At 36.4% G+C, this 21478-nt stretch carries 12 protein-coding genes and 5 pseudogenes; 4 read left to right on the forward strand and 13 right to left on the reverse strand.

All coding sequences use genetic code 11. The annotated features are described in order from the left end of the window. Positions 1-2: 2 nt before the first annotated feature. The 8 genes and pseudogenes from QWZ06_RS13140 to QWZ06_RS13180 form a co-directional block, all read right to left on the reverse strand. Positions 3-4339, reverse strand: a pseudogene (locus tag QWZ06_RS13140) (CusA/CzcA family heavy metal efflux RND transporter). 248 nt (positions 4340-4587) lie between these two features. Continuing rightward, complete coding sequence (locus QWZ06_RS13145; RefSeq protein ID WP_290298615.1) at positions 4588-4920, reverse strand: hypothetical protein; 333 nt, start codon at positions 4918-4920, stop codon at positions 4588-4590. A 260-nt stretch (positions 4921-5180) separates the two neighbouring features. Continuing rightward, positions 5181-5866: pseudogene (locus QWZ06_RS27870) on the reverse strand (class I SAM-dependent methyltransferase). 150 nt (positions 5867-6016) lie between these two features. Next, the gene (locus QWZ06_RS13160; RefSeq protein WP_290301359.1) at positions 6017-6586 is read right to left on the reverse strand and encodes a Crp/Fnr family transcriptional regulator; all 570 of its coding nucleotides are present in this window, start codon (positions 6584-6586) and stop codon (positions 6017-6019) included. 44 nt (positions 6587-6630) lie between these two features. After that, positions 6631-7389, reverse strand: a complete 759-nt coding sequence (locus tag QWZ06_RS13165) for a siderophore-interacting protein (RefSeq protein ID WP_290298619.1) — start codon at positions 7387-7389, stop codon at positions 6631-6633. A 2-nt stretch (positions 7390-7391) separates the two neighbouring features. Next, positions 7392-8567 (reverse strand): MFS transporter, encoded by a 1176-nt coding sequence (locus tag QWZ06_RS13170; RefSeq protein WP_290298620.1) that lies wholly within the window; start codon positions 8565-8567, stop codon positions 7392-7394. An 83-nt stretch (positions 8568-8650) separates the two neighbouring features. Then, complete coding sequence (locus tag QWZ06_RS13175) at positions 8651-10264, reverse strand: Na+/H+ antiporter (protein ID WP_290298622.1); 1614 nt, start codon at positions 10262-10264, stop codon at positions 8651-8653. Between the two features lie 77 nt (positions 10265-10341). Next, complete coding sequence (locus tag QWZ06_RS13180) at positions 10342-10806, reverse strand: hypothetical protein (RefSeq protein ID WP_290298624.1); 465 nt, start codon at positions 10804-10806, stop codon at positions 10342-10344. A gap of 483 nt (positions 10807-11289) precedes the next feature. Between QWZ06_RS13180 and QWZ06_RS13185 the strand changes: the two are divergent. Further along, a pseudogene (locus tag QWZ06_RS13185) lies at positions 11290-12638 on the forward strand (MATE family efflux transporter). 276 nt (positions 12639-12914) lie between these two features. Here QWZ06_RS13185 and QWZ06_RS13190 read toward each other — a convergent pair. Continuing rightward, positions 12915-13721: an AraC family transcriptional regulator gene (locus tag QWZ06_RS13190; protein ID WP_290298626.1), complete on the reverse strand. Its 807-nt coding sequence runs from the start codon at positions 13719-13721 to the stop codon at positions 12915-12917. 71 nt (positions 13722-13792) lie between these two features. On the opposite strand from QWZ06_RS13190, the gene QWZ06_RS13195 reads away from it, so the two are divergent. From QWZ06_RS13195 to QWZ06_RS13205, 3 genes are all read left to right on the forward strand, one after another. After that, entirely contained in the window at positions 13793-14008 is a 216-nt protein-coding gene (locus QWZ06_RS13195) for a hypothetical protein (protein WP_290298627.1), read from the forward strand. After that, positions 14005-14997 carry an MFS transporter gene (locus QWZ06_RS13200; RefSeq protein WP_290298628.1) on the forward strand — a complete coding sequence of 331 codons (993 nt, stop codon included), beginning with the start codon at positions 14005-14007 and terminating at the stop codon, positions 14995-14997. The genes QWZ06_RS13195 and QWZ06_RS13200 overlap by 4 nt, the downstream gene beginning before the upstream one ends. Before the next feature lie 328 nt (positions 14998-15325). Further along, a complete protein-coding gene (locus QWZ06_RS13205; protein WP_290298629.1) occupies positions 15326-16729 on the forward strand; it encodes a T9SS type A sorting domain-containing protein in 1404 nt (467 codons plus the stop codon). A 172-nt stretch (positions 16730-16901) separates the two neighbouring features. On the opposite strand, the pseudogene bioA reads toward QWZ06_RS13205, so the two are convergent. The 4 genes and pseudogenes from bioA to QWZ06_RS13225 form a co-directional block, all read right to left on the reverse strand. Beyond that, a pseudogene (gene bioA, locus QWZ06_RS13210) lies at positions 16902-18190 on the reverse strand (adenosylmethionine--8-amino-7-oxononanoate transaminase). Between the two features lie 520 nt (positions 18191-18710). Then, positions 18711-19690 (reverse strand): annotated as a pseudogene (bioB, locus tag QWZ06_RS13215) (biotin synthase BioB). Between the two features lie 2 nt (positions 19691-19692). Then, a complete protein-coding gene (bioD, locus tag QWZ06_RS13220) occupies positions 19693-20304 on the reverse strand; it encodes a dethiobiotin synthase (protein ID WP_290298630.1) in 612 nt (203 codons plus the stop codon). 75 nt (positions 20305-20379) lie between these two features. Then, a complete protein-coding gene (locus QWZ06_RS13225) occupies positions 20380-21477 on the reverse strand; it encodes an aminotransferase class I/II-fold pyridoxal phosphate-dependent enzyme (RefSeq protein WP_290298631.1) in 1098 nt (365 codons plus the stop codon). Between the last annotated feature and the right edge of the window lies 1 nt (position 21478).

Here is a 21478-nt window from a genome sequence, read left to right on the forward strand (position 1 = left end):
TGTTATTTTGAAATTAAGAAATTAAGTTCTGCTCCAATTTGATTTAATCTTTCCAGGCTGTCAATATAGTCTGCCTTGGTTTTTACGGCTTGGTTGACTAGAATTACCCAGTTCAGGTAATCTATTTCTCCTACATCCATTTGTTTTTGGGCTGTTTTTAAGATCGTTTCAGATTTTGGAAGCTGTTTCTGTTCATAATTTTCAATGATTCTCTGTTGATTCACGTAATTGTTCAGCTGCTGCCCTAATCTGTTTTTAAGTTCAATTTCTTTCCTTTGATATTGATTTTCAGAGATCGCAATTTTTGCCTGTGCTGCTTTGGCTAATGCTCTTTGTCCTTTGGTGAACAACGGGATTCCTACTCCAACCTGAACCGAATTAAAACGATTATTGTTAATATTCTTCATACTTTGATTGGTATATCCTATCAGAAGTTCAGGTAACAGTCTGCTTTTCTCAAGCTGTACTTCAGCTTCTCCCACTTTGATCTGTTGTTGCAGGTACTGAAGTTCGGGATGTTGTTTACCATTTCCTCTGAAATCTGAAGTTTTACATTCATTGTTGGTTGATCAGCAATGGGCTGATAAGGGATATCAGATTGCAGGAGTAACTGTAGCTGTAATTTTGCAATATTAAGGTCATTTTCAAGAGAGTTTAGCTGTACTTTCACTTGTTCTTTTTGAATTTCAGCAGTGGACTCTTCTAAAATGTTAGCTTCCCCTTTCTTTAGTCTTAAACCAGCTTTATTTGCAAAATTAGTGTACATCTGGCTAATGTATTCCAATACCTTTTTCTTCTCCTGAAGCACTAGGATTCTGTAAAAAACATCTGTAACTTCTTTGGTAAGCTGTGTTTTGGTAAGATTTTGATTAATAACACTTGATGTCCATTCCGCATCCAGCATCTGCTTTCTTTTTGAATATACGGTTGGAAAACTGAATCTTTGAGAAATCCCAAATGAATTATCGGTCTCTTCCCCCTGAATCTGCCCAAATGCTCCGGTAACCTCCAGTTGGGGAAGATCAAGATAACTGGCTTTTAATTTTTCCTGATAATCTGAGATTAATTTTGAATTTTTAAGGATTCCGTTTTGCTGGTATGCTTTTTCGAGTGCTTGTTCAAAAGTAATATTTTCCTGTGCCTGAATGCTTCCGAAAGAAATCAGTAACAAGAAGACAGACAGTTTTTTATAGTTTATTTTTTTTGAGAATTTCATTTTATCTTTATTAATATGTTCAAATAAGACGTAAAGAATAGGAAGGACAAATAAGGTTAAAAGGGTGGCAAGCATTAACCCACCAATTACTACAGTTGCCAATGGTCTTTGTACCTCGGCTCCTGCTCCGTCGCTTATTGCCATAGGAAGGAATCCTAATGAAGCCACAAAAGCAGTCATGAGAACCGGACGAAGTCTTATTTTTGTTCCTATCAGCACAATTCTGCTGGTGTTTGTTATTCCGTTCTTTTTCAATCTGTTAAATTCTGATATCAAAACAATTCCATTAAGTACCGCAACTCCAAATAAGGCAATAAACCCTACTCCGGCACTGATACTGAAAGGCATTCCTCTCAAGGCAAGGAAATAGATTCCTCCAATAGCTGATAATGGAATGGCTGTATAGATCAATAAACTGTGTTTTACAGAACCAAAAGCAAAGAATAGCAGTAAGAAAATCATTACTAAAGAGATAGGAACTGCAATACCTAATCTTGCTTTGGCCTCATTTAAGTTTTCAAAAGTTCCACCATAAGCAATCGTATAGCCTGGTGAGAATTTTAGTTTTTTACCTACTTTCTGCTGAAGCTCTTCCACAAGGCTCTGTACATCTCTGTCTCTTGCATTAAATCCTACGATAATCCTTCTTTTGGTATCTTCTCTCTGAATCTGGTTCGGACTTTCTTTAAGCTCTACTTTTGCTAGCTGTGATAAGGGAATCTGTTCTCCGGAAGCGGTAGGAACTAATAGATTCTGAATGCTGGTAATGTCCTTCTTGTAGTCATTATCCATACGGACAACAATATCAAATTTCTTTTCTCCTTCATATAACGCTCCTGCTGTTTGTCCTGCAAAAGCCATATTGATCACTTTGTTGATCTCTGCAACAGAAATATTATATCTTGATAATTCGGAACGGTTATAATCAATAACGACTTGTGGAGCACCTTCAACGGGTTCTATATAAAGATCCTGTGCTCCTTTTACTGTATTGATGATACTGCCCAATTTTTTGGCGTAGGTGGTAAGGCTGTCCAAATCTTCACCGTAGATCTTACAGACGATATCCTGTCTGGCTCCTGTCATTAGCTCATTGAAACGCATCTGTACAGGAAACTGGAAACTGGTGGTTAATCCTGGAATAACAGTGAGTGCTTTACTCATCTTTTCAGAAAGTTCCGGAAATGATTTTGCAGATGTCCATTCTTTCTTGGGTTTTAAAACAATAATCATATCTCCTGCATCCATCGGCATAGGTTCCGTTGGAATCTCTGCACTTCCTATCTTTACGACGATTTTTTGTATTTCAGGGAACTGTTTTAAAAGGATGCCTGAGGCCTGTGTCGTCACCTTTTTGGTTTCGTTAATATTACTTCCCTGAAGGATTCTCATTTCAACAGCAAAATCTCCTTCTTCTAATGAGGGAATAAATTCTCCGCCCATTCTTGACAGTGTAAAAACAGCGCCTGCAAAAAGAACAAGAACGCCCAGAATGATTGTTTTTCTGTATTTTAAAGCTTTCATCAGAAGATTTTGATGCCCTGTTTCCACTTTGGCCATTACCTTGTCTGAAATATTGTCTTTTTCTTTTTTCTTTCTGCTTAATACCAGTGAACTCATCATCGGAATATAAGTAAGGGAAAGAATAAATGCTCCAATCAATGCAAAAGCAACTGTTTGTGCCATTGGTTTGAACATTTTTCCTTCAATTCCCTGCAGTGTAAAGATCGGAAGGTATACAATAAGGATAATAATTTGTCCGAAAACGGCACTGTTTACCATTTTGGTAGCAGAGTTTGAAACCTGATCATCCATTTCTTTTTTGCTCAAGATATTGTCTTTACCAAAGTGTTTTTTATGAGCCAACTGATGTAAAACGGCTTCTACAATGATTACAGCTCCATCTACGATAAGACCAAAATCTAATGCTCCAAGACTCATCAGGTTTCCGCCAACGCCAAAGATATTCATCATGATAATGGCAAATAACATCGCTAAGGGAATTACGGATGCTACTAATAATCCGGCTCTGAAGTTACCAAGGAATAAAACCAGAATGAAAACCACAATTAAAGCACCTTCCATAAGGTTTGTCTTTACAGTACTAATGGTATTATTTACCATTTTAGCGCGGTCAAGGAAAGGTTCAATGACAACTCCTTCAGGTAAAGATTCCTGAATTTTCTCAAGTCTTTGCTTAATATTACCGATGACCTCATTGGCATTTTCTCCTTTAAGCATTAATACAATGGCACCTGATACTTCTCCTGTGTCATTATAAGTCATGGCTCCATATCTTGTCGCATACCCTATCTTTACGGAAGCTACATCTTTGATATGAACTGGAATTCCTTCTTTGGTTTCGGCTACCTGAGTATTTCCTATGTCTTCTTTTGTTCCTAAAAGTCCTTCACTTCGGATAAAAAGAACAGTTTCTTTCTTTTCGATATAAGCCCCACCGGTATTTTGATTATTTTTTTCCAATGCTGCAAAAACATCATTGATATTGATATTAAAGGCCTGAAGCTTATTAGGATTAATAGCAATTTCATATTGTTTCAGCTTTCCTCCAAAACTGCTGACATCTGCTACTCCTTTGGTTCCCAGTAACTGTCGTCTCACAACCCAATCCTGAATGGTTCTCAGTTCAGTTTCATCATACACATTTTCATAGCCTTTCTTGGCTCTTACCACGTATTGAAAAATCTCTCCCAATCCGGTTGAAATAGGCCCCAGTTCCGGTTTTCCAATTCCGGCAGGAATGTTATCCTGAACGAGTTGTAAACGTTCCTGAACTTGCTGGCGTGCCCAATATACATCCGTTTTATCATCGAAAACTACGGTTACTAATGATAATCCAAATCTGGAAAGGCTTCGAAGTTCTGTAATTCCGCTGATGTTGCTGGTGGCCTGTTCGATGGGGAATGTGACAAGACGTTCAATATCTGCTGCCCCATACGATGGTGCTGTGGTAATGATCTGTACCTGGTTATTGGTAATATCAGGTTGTGCATCAATGGGAAGTTTGGTGGTTTCATATACTCCTAAAAGAACCAAACCAATGGTGAACAGAGCAATGATGAGTTTATTCTTTACAGAAAACTCAATAATTTTGTTTAACATGAAAAATTATTAATTTGATCTGTAGTGTTTTATAAACTGCCTGTATTGTAATAGTTAATCACAAAAGCCTACAAAAGTCTTTTTTAATACTTTATAGAATGTTTATTTGAGTTTACAATAAAACCTGAAAAGTATCTATTAACGTAAAATACAAGTAGAATAATACTACTACAAAGTTGATTGATAGGTAATAAGAGTCTGATACTTTAAGTGAATTTTAAAGTATTGATTTCTAAATTTTAAATCAATTAAGAAAGCCGTGGAGGCTGGAAAATATTGGAAAGATAAAGATTTGAGAAGTCTTTTTCCTGGTAAATGCTGTTTTTTTGAGGAATTTTAATTTCCTTAGGTTTCTTGATTTCAAAAATATAATCAGGAAGTTGGGCATGTACAGTGAGTACAATAGGTGGATTGATGAATGGTAATTTCTGATCAAGATCCCAGTCTGAATCTTTTTTATGGTTGTCATAGTGTTCCATGACAAACTCTGAAAAATTTCCTTCATATTCCATAAAATGTTCTACAAACATAGGCACCTTGAGTACTTCCCCCGCATTGGTGGTAGCCAGTACATACATCATTGAACATATTATGGAGAACCATTTTAACATCTCTGCAAATATAAGGCTTAAATTTTTCCTGAGGAAAAAGAGAAACATTAATTTTTGTTTAATAAAGAGGTTTTTGACGGGTGAAGTCTGAGCCTTTTTAAAAAGATCAGTCGTTTTTTGGTGCCTCTAGCTATTTTATAGTATTAGAAAGATATAAGTAAGTCCTTAATTATTAAAAACTAAGGACTTTTATTTTGAAGTATTTATCACATGTCTGAAGGTATACCTTTTTATTTTTTGGTAGCTTCCAACATAAAAAGTCCCTCTGTTTCTTCGGGAAGTCCTAAGATGTGATTTTGTGCATTCATATCTATATTTACTGAGCTGAATCCTATAGTCTGAAGTACTTCTATATCTTTTGCAGGACGTTCATGTTTGCTGATTTCCAATTCGGATTTAATATCATTTACTTCCTGAATGGCTCCGGATGGGCATTCGTCATGTCGATCTGTACTAAAAACTGTTTTTCCGAAATCGGCATCAAAGTTCAGCAGTATCCCTCCAGGTTTCAGAACGCGTTCCATTTCCAGATAACATGTTTCTAAATCCGGAACCGTCCATGTCATAAGACGTGTAAAGACCAGATCAAAGGTATTGTCTTCCAATTGCAGGGAGTGAGCATCCATTACATCATATTCTACAGAATTTGCAGCGTTTCGCTGACTTGTTTTGCAGCTTCAATCATTTGTGGAGAAAGATCCACACCGATGACTTCAAAGCCCGCTAAAGTCATAATATGGGCAAAATATCCTGTGGCAGTACCCACTTCAAGCGCTTTATTCCCTTTTGTACGGTTTCTAACCGATTTAAAAAAATCTAACCATTTTTCCGTTTCAGGACGAGACCAGGCTTCCTCTTTTTCCTTGCGCCATGATTCACTTCTGTCATCCCAATAGGTTGCTATTCTTTCAATCATCTCAATAGATTTTATGGCTGCAAATTTACATTTTATCCTGAAGGTTTTTATGCTTTTAAACCTAATTTAATTGAATCTTAATTTCCTTTAAAATTTTCCTTTTTTAGAATTTTAGAATAGTCATATTAAGTTTTAGGAAAACCAGAATCATTAAAGTTTAGATTTGAGTCTGCTTAAAGTTTCCTGTGAAATATTGAGATAAGAAGCCACCATTTTATTAGAAAGTCGTCTTACCACAACAGGATTTTCATTCAGTAGCTGACGGTACTTTTCAAGCGCATCCTGAACAAGGAAAGACATCAGTCTCTTCGTATTACTCACATAAGCTGTTTCCAGATATATTCTGTAAAATTTTTCCCATTGCGGAATAATATCCAGGAGATGGTAAAAACTTTCATGACTAATGTAATATACCTCTGAATCCTCCACGGCCTGAATAAATTCGTCGGAGGGCTCAGAAGTAATAAAACTGGTTAATGCTGTTGCAAACTGATTTTCAAATGCAAAATATCTTGTGGAATCCTGTCCCTCTTCATTAATAAAAAATATACGAAGACAACCGTTTACGACAAAAAATGTCCGTTGGCTGTGCTGTCCGTTGGTAAGGAGTGTCTCATTCTTTTTTAATTGAACACATTTGAAATAAGAAAGAATGGTATTCAATTCTTCATCCGTTACTGATATTCTATTTTTAATATATGAAGCTAAAAGTTCCTGCATGTAAGCAAAAGTAGTGATAAAAAGGTTTTGCTTGCTGTTTTTATCTAAACTGTCCGGATATTTTCTGCCTGTCCGGCTTTCCAGTATGAGCATATATATAAACCATGAGGATCCCATTGCAGGATTGTTTTAAAATAATTACGAAGTTCATGCACCGTTGTGTATTCTGCGGCGATATACACATATTCTTTCAAAACTCCGGGTGGAAACTGAACAGATTTCACAGCTTCTGCAAGTTTGCTTCCTTCTTCCGGATGAGGATTGTGAAGCCATTCTACTGATATATCTGCTGCAGAACACAGAATAAGTTCATCTTCTTTGCTTGCCACCTCTAATAGTATTTTTGCTGATACGTAAGAAGGAAACTGCTCAGCAACAGCACAAATGACAGGCAATGCTGTTGCATCTCCCCCCAGCAGATAAAAATCGGCATCGGGAACTAAAGGTCTTGTACTTTCTTTCATCCCTATTTCCAAAGAATCACCAGGATTCGCTTGTAATGCCCATGCAGATGCAGGCCCGTTATCACCATGGGCAACAAAATCTATAGTTAATTCCCGGTTTTCAAGATCAATTTTTCTGTTAGTATATGTTCTGATTAAAGGAGTATTTCCTTCTTCAACAGGAATAAATATTTTATTATTAGAACCAGAGTGCACATGGGTTAACAGACCAATCTGATCTTCATTGATTTCAAACACCACACGGATAAGATGTGGAGTGAGATACTGTTTACTTTTAATGATAAATGCAGAACGTATTTTTTTCGTTTTTTCTGCCTGAGTGATGATAGAATTTTCCATTTTTATTTTTTATTACCTAGTAGAATAATCATAGATACAATACAGCTGATACCCCCGAAAAGATACACTGTCTGATAATCAAACCAGCCTGCAATCAGTCCGGCAATTGGCCCTGCTAATCCTAATGAAAGATCAACAAAAGCAACGTACGCTCCCAATGCTGTTCCTCTCATTTGTGGTTTTACTTTTTGAATGGCAAGAACTCCCAAAGCCGGAAAGACCAATGAAAATCCAACCCCGGTCAACCCACATCCGATAATGGCTAATGTTTTGGAAGCAGACATCCATATCAGTAGTTGTCCTGCCACTTCGATAATCAAAGAGATGAAAGCAATCTTAAGACCTCCGTATTTATCAGGAAATGAAGCAAATAATACTCGGGTAAGAACGTAGCATATTCCAAAAATTATAAAAGCAAGTGAAGCATCTCCCCAATTCTTTTGTGAGAAAAATAAAGCAATAAAAGAAGCAATACATCCAAAAGCCATTGATGAAAAAGCAAGGCTCAGCCCCTGGCCTGATATTGCACCGATCACCTTGTAAAAAGGCGTTCGCACATGATCTTTATCTACAGGAATAGAAGGAAGTTTTGCAGTAGAAAGCCAACTTATAAGGGGAAGCAAGGCTATAAGGATAAAAGCAGGCAACATATTAAATTCTTTACTCAACCAGATGCTGACAGGAGCTCCGATTGCAATTCCTGCATACATAGCAATACCGTTCCAGGTCATCGCTTTTCCAGAATTAGAGTGTCCTACCAGCCCTATTCCCCACGTTAATGCTCCGGTAACCAGAAAGCTTTCGCCAATACCATGAATGATTCTTGCTGCTAACAGAAAGATAAGTGCCATCAGCGGATGAGCTTGAAATAGTACTGCAAGTACATAAACAACCCCGGCAATAACAGCTAATACCACACCAGACATTTTACTTTTCTTGGCACCTCTGGTATCTGTGATTTTTCCGGAATATGCACGGGTTAAAAGTGTTGACAATGATTGGAGACCAATAACAAGTCCTACAATAATGCTGTCAAAACCTAATGTGTTCTGGACAAATCCGGGAAGTACACCCAGTGCAATTCCTATCGTAAGGTAAACTCCGAATACCGAAATGATAATGGGAGCAGTCGCCTGGTAGAAATTAATAGTCTGTCCTTTTTCTAATGTTATACTCATAAATTTTGTTTAAAATATTCGGGTACAAATGTCACTGAACAGTCAACACGAAACTTTGATTTAGATCAAAAAATGAAAAAAAGTTACTCTTTTGATTCGGAATAATGTTGTAACGTTTTGAGTTCCTGATGCACGGTTGCTGTCCAGAAATCCAGTTCCCATTCTTTTTTGCGGACGGTTTCAAGAGAAAAGTTACCTTTATGATAATTTTTCATCAGTTCTTTTCTTTGATAATCTGCAAGTTCAAGTTCTAAATGGAAATATTTTTTTTTCCATTCGGTATTGCCAGAATTTGAAAATGTTTGGGCAGCATGAAGCAGCTGGTCTTCTTCTTTTTCCAGTTTTTCAGACATGATTTTTATGGCGGCCCCAACCATACTGTTATTGCGGTTCAAATTTTTTAAAAAAATATTTGATTGTCTCAGCAGAAGTATGTTCAGTTCTTTTTCTTCCTGTTTGACGGGAGCAGAAGGTTTTATCATACGAATAAGCCTGGGAAGTGTAAGTCCCTGAATAACCAATGTAAAAATGATTACCACAAATGAAATAAATAACAGAGTATTTCTTTGTTCTATAACAATTCCCAGACTGTCCCGAATCGGTAAAGCCAAAGCTGCCGCCAGGGATACTACTCCACGCATCCCAGACCATGATAATATAATATACTCCTTTTTGGATTGGGTCATAAAGCAACTTCCTTTTTTAGGAGCCTGCTGGAAAAAAGCAGGAAATAAAGCAAGTACAGCCAGTCTTACGATGACCAGAATAATAAAAAGAAGAAAGCCATAGAAAACAAGGATAAGCAGCTCGTCTTTAGGTATATTTGAAATAATTATCGGCAGTTGCATTCCCAGGATTAAAAATACCAATCCGTTCAGAATAAAAATAATAACATCCCAGAAATGACTCATCTGTATCCTGCTGCCCGCACTGAATAAAGAAAATGAATTCCAGGAAAGAAACATTCCCAATACTACGACTGCCAAAACACCGGAACACCCCAAATGCTCTGCAAAACTGTATGCAGCGAAAGGAAGAAGGATAACAGCAAAGGTTTCTGCACTGCTGTCTCCGTTAAAATACCTGTGTAATTTTAAGAATATAAAACCTATCACCAGTCCAATGAATATTCCACCAATACTGATCCCAACAAACTGGAGTCCTGCATTCCAGAAAGAAAATACTCCACTGGTAACAGCGATAATGGCACATTTGTAAGCAATCAGCGCTGATGCATCATTTAGAAGACTTTCTCCTTCAAGGATGGTCGTTAATTTTGGAGGTAGCGGAAGGTTCTTTGTAATGCTTGTAGCTGCAACAGCGTCGGGTGGCGAGATAACAGCTCCCAGTACAAAAGATAACGGCCAGGTGAAACCGGGAATAATACTGTGAACAGTTACGGCAATAATGGTAGTGGTAAGAAACACCAAACCTACAGCCATCAGTGAAATTGTAGGAAATTCTCTTTTGAAATCAGGGATGGATGTATTCCAGGCTGCATCAAACAATATAGGAGGAAGTACAGCATAGAAAATCATTTCCGGGCTCATATCAATAGATGGAACGACCTTAGTAAGGCTCAATATAAGCCCTGCCAATACCAATACAATAGGAAGTTCAAGTTTTATTTTGTCTTTTACCGAAATGAGGATCATTAAAATGATGGATATCCAGATTATTTTTTCAAGTTCTGCCATAGCTTAATAATAAGCAGCGAAATTAAAGAGCCTTTACAGGCAAAACTATGATCTAGATCAAAAAGCGTATTGTAGATTTACTCAAAATCAAGAAGTCCGTCTGCCAGCTTCTTCCATTGGATTTTGGCAATGCCTATCATACCTCCTACTGCTATAGCTATGTTTCTGAGGATATCAATAAAGCTGGCGTTATAATTTGGAGATTCATTTCTTCCATATACAGCAGCTGTTAAATGAGAGGGATTTTTTTTAATCATAAAGGTTGAAGTTGCTTTTGAACTGTAAAAATGAGCAATATGATGGCTCTTATCTACAGGACTTATGGAGGGTCTACAGGTCATTGTGATGCTTTCTGAAATAGCATCCTCATAATAACAAATATCTGTCACTTCAACCCAGTCATAGCCTTTAGCTTCTGTTTCTCCCGGACCAGGAATATTGATGCGGATATAATCTCCTTTCTGAGGTTCCCGATGCACGGGATTTCCTGAAACATCATAGAGCTTAAATCTGCAAATGCCTCTCCACAATAGCTGTTCCAAGTATTGATTGAGAAAAATCTCTCCTTTAATTCTTCAAACTTCACTGGAATCATCACTTTGGTCAATGGTTTTCCACTTTCAGTATCATGGAATCCGCCTGAGTTTTGCTTCGGAACTCCCCTAATCTCTTTTGGTTTCATACCTCTTTTTATTCAAATTAAAGAAATTTATATCTCTTATTTTATGAGTAGCGTCACAATGAAAGACATTTCGTTGACTAAAATTATTCCGTTATACGGACTATTTATTCCTTTTCAAGGATCTTGATTTACAGTTGGAGCTAGTAAGTTTGTCTACAATTTAATTAAAACATTATTAATGCTAAAGTGAGTGTTCGTGGGAAGCCGGTAGAAAGCAGTTGGGAATTTATTTTTGTGGGTAATGAATAATGCGGGTGTCGTGAATCACTAAGATTCTTATAATTCCTTTCTTCTTTCTCCGGTTCCCTTTATTACTCCTTTATTCAATAGTTTACGATATACAATGGAAAAACAAAGACAGCTTATTTTAAACGGGAATATGCGAAACGTAATGTGGCAGATGTCTTGGCCTGCAGTAATTGCTATGGTGCTGTATGGATTGAATAATTTTCTGGATGGAATTTTTGTGGGTCATCTGATTAGCAATACCGCTTTGGCTGCTGTAGGAGTGGCTTATCCTTTGGCACAGTTTGCACAGGGATTTGGAACTCTGATAGGAACTGGTGTAGGATCTGCCGTGAGTATTTGGATTGGTGCAGGAGATAAAGATAAGCTCAACAGGGCAATGGGAACTGTAAATTTTCTCACATTACTATTTTCTCTGGTTATCACAATCCCCTGTTATATTTTCGCTAAAGAACTGGTTTATATGATGGGGGGACGAGGTGAAATCCTTACATTGGGAGTGGAATACTTTAGATCAACGATTCTGGGAAGCTTTTTCTGGATTCACGGGCTGGCACTTAATATGCTGATTCGCGCTGAAGGCCGTATGAAGACTGCTGCCTGGATGATTGCAGTAGGACTGATTGTAGATGTGGCATTAAAGCCATTGTTTATTGATTCTTTGGTGGTGGAGTAAGTGGAGCTGCCTGGGCAACGAATGTTTCCATGATAATTTATATGGTATTGGGCATTTGGTATTATGCCTCCGGAAAATCTTCTTTTAAAACCCATTTTTGGTCATTAAAGTATGATAAAGCTATTATTAAAGAAGCTATTTCATTGGGCATGCCCGGTTTTATTATGATGGTGATGATTGTGGTTCAAAATATTGTGGTCTTCAATGTGATTGCTAAATATGGCAAAGAGGCAGATGTTACCTTTTTTACCGCAGTGAATCGGTTTTATATTTTATTAAATACTCCGTTGTGGGGACTAATGAGAGCATTACAACCTGTATCAGGGATGAATTTCGGAGCAGAGAAATATGAACGAAGTATCAAAGCCTATCGGCTTTTTTCTCTTACAGGATTGGTTATTCTACTTCCTTTCTGGCTCTTTGTGATGTATTTCCCTGCAGAAGTACTCTCTGTAATGATCCCGAATGTCTCTTTTCAGGCCAGTCAGCTTACTGATTTCAGGATTTATATGAGCGTTTTACCTGCTTTACCGTTTATTTTTATGGCTATGGTTTGGTTTCCTTCTGTGGAAAATGCGCGGCCAGCTACTGTGATCAGTATTTTAAGACAGCTGGTATTATATATTCCTGCCCTGCTTATTGTTCCGATGTTGTATGGAATCCGAAGTATTTACGTAGTAAGTGCCATTATAGAATGGGTCGTATTTGGTGGAGTAATTTACATGATAGGGTTAAATTTCAAAATGTTAAGAAAAATCACAATATTTTAATAAAAGGTAATTTTTAATTAAAATAAATAGTTTTTAAAAAAAATGCTCATCCAATGCGATGCATAATATAAATTTTGCTTATATTTGTGAATCGAAATAATTTTTTTTCATCATTTGTGTTTTTTTAAGGTCTCCTCTCTTGGAGGCCTTTTTGCTTTAATAAGCTTTATATCCGATGTTTTTCTGCGGATGTAATAAATGGACGAAATGGGAATTATGTACATGAAAGTAAATTTGTAATATATTCCTATAGCTGATTACAGTGATTTTTAACTTTTAATAAATCCCCTTTCCTAGACCTAAATTAATGTTTTTAATAAAATCCGTAGGTCTGAATTGCATCACAGCCTGAAAACTTCGGGTATAAGCCTGTACACTTTTGTATCCAATTTCATAAGCCGTTTCTGAAATGGTTAAATTTCCTGCGCTCAGAAATTCTAAACTTTTAATAATACGAAGCATTTGTTGATATTTGCTCAGGGTAAGACCCGTTTCTTTTTTGAAAATTCTCTCCAGACTTCGGGAAGAAAGGAGCGCCAGCTCACCGAGATTGTCTATTTTGATTTCTGTATTGTAATAATCATGAAGGTATTCAATGACTTTCTCCAGGCGTTTATCTTTGGGAAGACAAAGGTGAAGCTTCAGGGAATGTTCTACAAAATGAGGAAGTTCATTGAAAAGGGCTTTTAAAAATAGGGTCTCATCAGAATCTTTTTTCATCAGTTTAGACCACTTTTCAGCATATTTTATCATTTCCCTCAATACAGGAGGAACGGAAAATACAGTGACCTCATCATAAAAGGAATTTTTCTGATCCGTATCAGCAAACATAATCATCAGCTTGATCTTTTCAGAATGGGAGTTGGTTTTATGAATAACATTGGATGGGATCCAGGCCGCATGATTCTGGGGAAGAAGATAAATCCGCCCTTCAATGGTAATATATTGAAATCCACTTTCTACATAGACCAATTGCCCCTTTTGGTGCTTATGGAGAACATCATCATGGATCCAGTTTTCTTCAAACCAGACAAAATAAGGTTTATGAAGCTCATCTATTTTTATACTGTCATTGTCATTCATGTCGTTTTAGGTTAAAACTTTGGCAAAATTAAACAAAATTACTATACTAATTTTGTGCAAAAGTTTTTAATATGATGAAGAACGAAGTCAAAAAGAATGCTTCTTATGTTTTAATGATTTTAAATGTACTGGTTGTTATCTTGATCTCCAGTAACCTACGCTCTCCTATTGTTGCAGTATCTCCCGTATTGGGTGATGTGAGGGATGCTTTACAGCTGGATAATTTCCAGGTAAGCCTCCTTACCTCTATTCCACTCTTTATGTTTGCCGTTTGCTCAGTTTGGTGAGTCGATTTTCTAATACCCTTGGAATCAGTAAACTATTGATGTATTCATTGGTTATTCTAAGTTTTGGATTATTTCTGAGGATCACAGGCTCTCTGTGGTTGTTGTTTGCTGGCTCAGTATTTATTGGTTTAGGAATTTGTATAGGAAATGTAGTAACACCCGGATATGTTAAAAATAACTTTCCGAAACAAATTGGCTTGATGACGGGTATTTTCGCCGTTTCTATGAACCTTACTGCTGCTCTGGCTTCCGGTTTCAGTGTAAGAATCGGAGAATGGACAGGTTTTGGATGGCGTGGTTCCCTGGGAATTTGGCTGGTGATCGCCGCTTTAGGATTTTTGGTATTGATTCTTGAAATGATTTTTAATAAAAGGAACTCCGATCAGCCTAAGCCTGCTTTGGGAACTTCTGATTTTAATATGTTTAAATCGTCTCAGGCATGGAATATCAGTATTTTCATGGGATTACAGTCTCTATTTTACTATTGTATGGTGGCCTGGCTGCCTTCTTTCCTGACAGATTATCATATGCCTGGTGAAAGTTCAGGTTGGGTACTTTTTGTTATTCAGATCACTATGATTCCTATAACATTCTGCTGCCCGATTATTGCCAGTAAAATGAAAGATCAGAGAATTATGATCCTTTTTATATGTGCTTTGATGTTTGGAAGTACAATGATGTTTGTTTTTCTAAAATCTCAATGGATCTATGTGAATGCTGTTATCATCGGAATTTCCAATGGATTGTCATTCAGTTTGTCTATCCTGTTTTTCTCTACAAGAACGAAAAGCAGTATCAATGCTGTGAAGATTTCCGGAATGGCACAGTCTGTGGGCTATCTGATTGCAGCATTTGGACCACCGGTATTTGGAAAACTGCATGATTGGGATATTTCCTGGAACACTTCATTCTATTTTCTGAGTGCTGCAGTATTGATCATGCTTTTCTTTGGATTAAGAGCTGCAAGAAATAAATATGTAGAAGATTAATACTACTGAGTTTTATTTTAAAATATAATGAGGTCTTTTCTGATTGAAAAGGCCTCATTTTTTTGGAATGTAGCATATTGTATTAATGTGTATAAACCTTGTAGGTTTTCGAAAGCTATAAGGTTTAAGAGATTGAGAAATCTTGACCGAATTCCCTGATATTTTAAGCAAAAGATAGATGCATCGTTTCTCCATCTTTTAGAGTGAAAACAGAACCCTAGCATTTCCTTGTTCTTTCAAAATTTTATCATACATTTGGGAAAAATCTAAAACGCTTTTATATAGGGGGTTGCATAATATAACTTCAAATTTTTTAAAAAAACAAACAATGAAAAAAAAATTATTACTTGTGTTCATTCTTGTAATGCAAACTTCTTTTGCACAAATTATCTCCAAAGATCCTACGTTTGCTTCAAACGGAATTTACAGCCTCCCAACAGGAAGCTCTTATTTAGGAGAATTAACAGAAACAAACAATACCGTATTTTACCAATCCTTTGATTCCAACACTAATCAGATAATTGTTTCTAAAATGACAAGCTATAATGGCTCTTTGGATCCTACTTTTGGAACCAATGGTAAGGTTGCGTTGAATTATGGATCAGGCACTCTGGTTGGGTTTATAAGACATTCCAATGATCAATTGACTTTATTATTAAGGAGAGATGACACTCTCAATAACATCCATTATTTAGATGTAGTTCGGTTGCTTTCCAATGGACAATTAGACCCTTCATTTTCCAATGGTGGAATAAAGGCATTAGCCAATTTTTCTCAAGACAACTTCGATATAAAAAGCAACCTCATAGAACAAGGAAATAAAATGATTATTTCAGGAACAGGTATAGATTCTGTAGGCTTTTTTGATGGGTACACGCATACATTCAGATTAAATTCTGATGGCACATCAGATAACAGCTTTGGAAATAGTGGAAAACTGTCAACATATGGAATTCCCCGCTTCATGTTAGATAACCAGTCCAATATTTTTTGTTGGGTACAAAATTCAATAAAAAAATATTCTCCTGACGGGCAGCCTATAACCAGTTTTGGTAACAATGGTCAGGCTTCATTAAATGAGGTAAATGTTACTGTTGTAAAAGTAGATTCGGGGAATAGAATTATATTCGCAAGATTTGGAGTATTAGAGCCTCCTGCCATAAAAAGACTGAATGTTGACGGTACGCAGGATACCACATTCAGTTATAATGGTGTTTCTGGCATTGAATTTTGGGATATCTACGAAAAAAACGGTTCTTATTATATCGGAGGGGTTGCTGATTTTAATAATGCACCTAGTTATTATATCTCTAAACTTAATCAAAATGGAACTACTGATACTATATTTGGAGAATATATAGAAAACGATTCTAATTTATTATATCATAATGTTAGTAGGCTCAAGGTTTTTGATAATAGTATAATTGTTTACGGAGATGGAACCACAAAAGAAATTGTTAAATATCTTTTAAGTGCCCCAGCTACATTATCAACAACAGAAATTTCAAAAAATGATCCTAAAATTATTTTTGAAACCCCTGTAAAACAAAATTTAATTTATCAATCGAAAGAAAAAATCGGTAAGATAGAGATCCATTCTGTTGATGGAAGGTTATTAAAAACCGTAAAAGAAAACAATTCTAATGTTTCTGAACTTTCTAATGGAATTTATTTTGTGAAAACAATTTTTGAAAATGGAAAAATTGTCACAAAAAAACTTATTAAGAAGTAAGAAATCTCTATTTAAAAAAATACTAATTTTTACAAATGAAAGAATCATTATTTTGATTTCCTATGCATGATTGCTCAAACGGCTTAAAAAACATCAATTAAATGAATATAGATACCTTATAGGTTCCTAAAACCTATAAGGTATATTAAAAAATATTGTTTGAAAGAATCGTTTATCCGATAAACTCATCCAAAACTTCCAGAATATTCCGGTATACAAAATCCAATTCTTCGGATGTAACACAATATGGAGGAACCAAATACATTACATTTCCTAATGGCCTCATAATGATTCCTCTTTTTAAAAATTCATTGTAAAGCTGTTTTCCGATTTCATTGAAATACGAAGTACCATGTCCGGTTTTAAAATCAAAAGCCAGAATGGTTCCAATCTGGCGGGGATTTTCGACCTGAGGGTGTTCAGCTAAAGTTTTTAAAAACTCTGAGTGCTGTTGAGAAATACGTTTGATATTCATTTGGGTGTCTTCTTTAAGTAATAATTCCATACTTGCTAAAGCAGCAGTACAGGCTAAAGGATTGGCTGTAAAAGAATGTCCATGGAATAAAGTTTTATGCTTGTCATCAGACCAGAAAGCCTCATAAATTTCTTTAGAACAGGTGGTAACTCCCATAGGCATTGTTCCACCAGTTAACCCTTTAGAAAAACACATAATATCGGGCTGTTCGGTAAGATAATGGGCTGCAAAGAGCTTTCCAGTTCTTCCAAATCCTGTAAAAACCTCATCCTGAATCATAAGAATCCCCTGTTGCCTGCAGAATTCCATTAGATTATTTAAATCCTCGGCATTATACATTAACATTCCTGCGGCTCCCTGAACTAATGGCTCATAAATGAAACAAGCTACTTCATCTGCAATTTCTTCAATCTGCATTTGTATACTTGCCAAATTTCAGCATTAGGCGTATCGATGAAAATAACTTCAAACAACCTGCTTTCAAAAGGTTTAGTCCAATAACTTTTTCCGCTTACAGACATTGCCCCAAAGGTGTCACCATGGTATGCATTTTTAAAGGCAAGAATTTTTGTTTTTTCTTTTCCTTGATTGTGTGCATATTGAATACACATTTTCAAAGCTACCTCCACTGCTGTAGAACCATTATCAGAATAGAAAACCTTATTTTGATTATTAGGTAAAAGTTTCAATAGATTTTCAGAAAGTTGGGTGGCTGGCTCATGGGTGAATCCGGCAAAAATAACCTGTTCTAAAGTGTTGAGTTGCTCGAATATACGTTGAGCAATATAAGGATGAGAATGGCCATGCAGGGTTACCCACCAGGAAGATACGACATCCATATATTGTTTATCTTCCGCATCATAAAGATAAAGTCCTTTACCTTTTACAATAGGAATAATGTTGTCTGCGGTTTTCATCTGGGTATAAGGATGCCAGTTAACGGCTTTATCCCTTTCTTGGAGGCTGGCTGGTGTTGTTGTATTCATGTATTGATATAAAATGTATTTATGACCTCTTGAAGTCAGGTGAAAGTTTTTGTTTTTAACGCAATGCTCGCTAAGGTTTTATAATCATATGGTATGATTTTTAAGATCGCAAAGGCGTTTCACTCAGCTAAGGCTAATTAATGTACTTTTCTCTGCTGAATGCAATGCCTTTGCGAACGAAACAATCTGCAGTTTTATAATGCTTCTCTTGCGATCTTGGCGTTTAAATTATAATAAGTAAGAGTTTCTTTTTTTAACACAGTGTTCGCTAGGGTTTTATAATCATGCCGTATAATTTTTAAGATCGCAAAGGCATTTCACTCAGCTAAGGCTAATAATGTACTTTTCTCTGCTGAATGCAACGCCCTTGCGAACGAAACAATCTGCAGTTTAATAATGCTTCTCTTGCAATCCTGGTGTTTAAATCTATAAAAACTAAGACCCAAAGAACTCAATAAGTAATTCTTGAACAAAATTCAAAATATACATAATTACAATCCAGAAACTCATTATTCAATTTTTAGCAGCAGCTTTCCCTTTTCATCATAGGTTTTAATCCAAGAGTTTGCAGCATTTGCATATCTTCAGAAACTCCGGGATTAGGAGTCACCAGTAATGTTTCTCTTTCTCCGGTGAAAATAGAATTGGCTCCTGCCATAAAGCACCAGGCTTGTTCTGTTTCAGTCATTTCTATTCTTCCTGCACTTAATCTTACCATGGAAGAAGGCATAACAATTCTTGCTGTAGCGATCATTCTTACCATTTCCCAGGGATCAACTTTTTCATTATCTTCTAATGGAGTTCCCTCTACCCTTGCTAATGCATTGATAGGAACAGATTCAGGGTGTTTAGGCATCGTAGCTAATGTTAACAACATAGAGATTCTGTCTCTGTGGGTTTCTCCAAGTCCAATAATTCCACCGGAGCAGACTGTAATTCCTGCTTTTCGTACATTGTTGATGGTATTGATTCTATTATCAAACGTTCTGGTGGAAATGATCTCCTCATAATATTGTTCAGAAGTGTCAAGGTTATGATTATAAGCGTATAATCCTGCTTCCTGAAGTCTTATCGCTTGTTCTTCGGTAAGCATTCCTAAAGTACAGCATACTTCCAGTCCGAGTTCATTCACTCCTTTACCATGTCGATCACTCTGTCAAAATCTCGGTTGTTACGAACTTCACGCCATGCGGCAGCCATACAGAAACGGGAGGAACCGCTGTCTTTCGCTTTTTGTGCATGAGCAATAACGGTTTCTGTAGGGAGTAAAGCCTGTACTTTAATATTGGTGTGATATCGGGCTGCCTGTCCGCAATATGAACAGTCTTCAGGACAACCTCCGGTTTTAATGGATAATAAAGTAGAGATTTGTACTTCTGAAGGATCATGCCATTCACGGTGTACGGTTGCCGCTTTGTAGATAAGCTCCATAAGAGGTAAGTGATAAATCTCTTCTATTTCTTCTTTAGTCCAGTTGTTTCTGATTGTTGTTGTATCCATTATCATAGTTTTGTTATCGTTAATTGTTTTGCAGTAGTTGTAATGTGTTCCTTAATCGTACTTTGTATTTCAGGAATTTTGATAATTTTTGTTTCTTTTGTGATGTAATTGGAAATCACTCTTTCTGTATCTTCAGGGAATTCTCCGTTGAGAATCAGATATTCCAATGTGATATTTCTTTGCTGTAGAGCTAAGATTGAGAGCAAGGTATGGTTGATACATCCTAAATAGTTTCGTATCACGAGAGCAGCAGGAAGGTTCAGTTTTTCAATCAGGTCAATCATAAAAATATGATCTGAAAGAGGTACCATGAGTCCTCCTGCTCCTTCTACAATCAAAGTGTTTTGAGTATCTGGGAGTTGAAAATCATCAAGATTGATCTGTATGTTTTCTGCTCTTGCGGATTGGTGTGGAGACGCTGCCAATTGAAGACGATACGTTTCGGGATGACACACCGTATGATCAGTCCAGCTCTCAATTTTATGGCTATCTGTAAAATGAAGGTCCCCCGATTGTACAGGTTTCCAGTAATCGGCTTTAAAATATTGTACTAAAATGGCAGAACAAACGGTTTTTCCAATTTCTGTTCCTATGCCTGTTATAAATAGTTTCATTCGGATTCTTGATTTATGTAATACAAAATGTAAAACAGTATGTGACGGATTTGGCTTTGGTTGTTTTGTCTTTTTCTAAATGAAATCTTTAATAATTTCTGTAAGCCTGATAATCTCCTCTTTTGTATTGAAGCTATGAAGGCAGATTCTAAGTCTTTCTGTTCCTTCTTTTATTGTAGGGCTGTAAATGGCATAGGTTAAAAATCCTTCTTTTGATAATGTATTTTGTAAAGATTTTAACTTTAGATTATCAGGAATAATAATAGCCTGAACCGGGCTTTCTTCAAAAGAGGGTGATAATAATCCCTGACTTCGGAATAGTTTGATATTTTCTTGAAGCTGTATGGATAGTTCTTTATGTTTTTCTAAATAAATATATCCGGCTTGTATACTCACCCATTGAAAATCTTGTGCAGAAGTAGAATAAATAAAAGGTGAAGCAAAATTGACCAGATAAGACTTTACAATATCATTACAAAGAATGGCAGCACCATGAGCTCCCAATGCTTTTCCATAGGTGATTACATTGGCTGTAACCAGATCCTGCAAATCATACTCATCAACTAAACCTTTTCCAAAAACTCCAAACGCATGGGCTTCATCAACGATTAGGTCAGCTTCATATCGCTTTGCCAGTTCAGCAATTTTTTTGATTGGAGCAAAATCTCCTTCCATGGAATAAAGACTTTCTATAGCAATATAACAATGTCCTTTCTGTCTTTTTAAAATGCTTTCCAGATGTTCAGTGTCATTATGTTTACATTTGACTTTTTTGGCATTTGACATTTGACACGCATCATGTACAGAGCGATGAATTTGTTCATCTACAATAATAGTATCATGACGGTTGGGAAGCGTTGAAAATAAAGCTAAATTGGCATTATAACCGGATGGAAATAGCAAAGCAGCAGGAAACTGATGTTTTTCAGCAATAAAGTCTTCTGTAGAAGTTACTACGCTGCTGTTCCCACTGATCAGCCTGGAGCCTGTACTTCCTGAAATCAGTTGAGGATTCGCATTCATCGTCTTTAATAATATATTTTGAAGATCTTTATTTCTGGCAAGTCCCAAATAATCATTGGAGTAAAAATCTATTCCTTCGATTTTCGGCTTTAAAGTTCTTAATGTACCATCCTGCTTTCTTTTATGCAGGGCTTCCTGAAAATAGTTCATC

It is taken from the genome of Chryseobacterium tructae, from assembly GCF_030409875.1.
GTDB classification, from domain to species: Bacteria; Bacteroidota; Bacteroidia; order Flavobacteriales; family Weeksellaceae; genus Chryseobacterium; species Chryseobacterium tructae.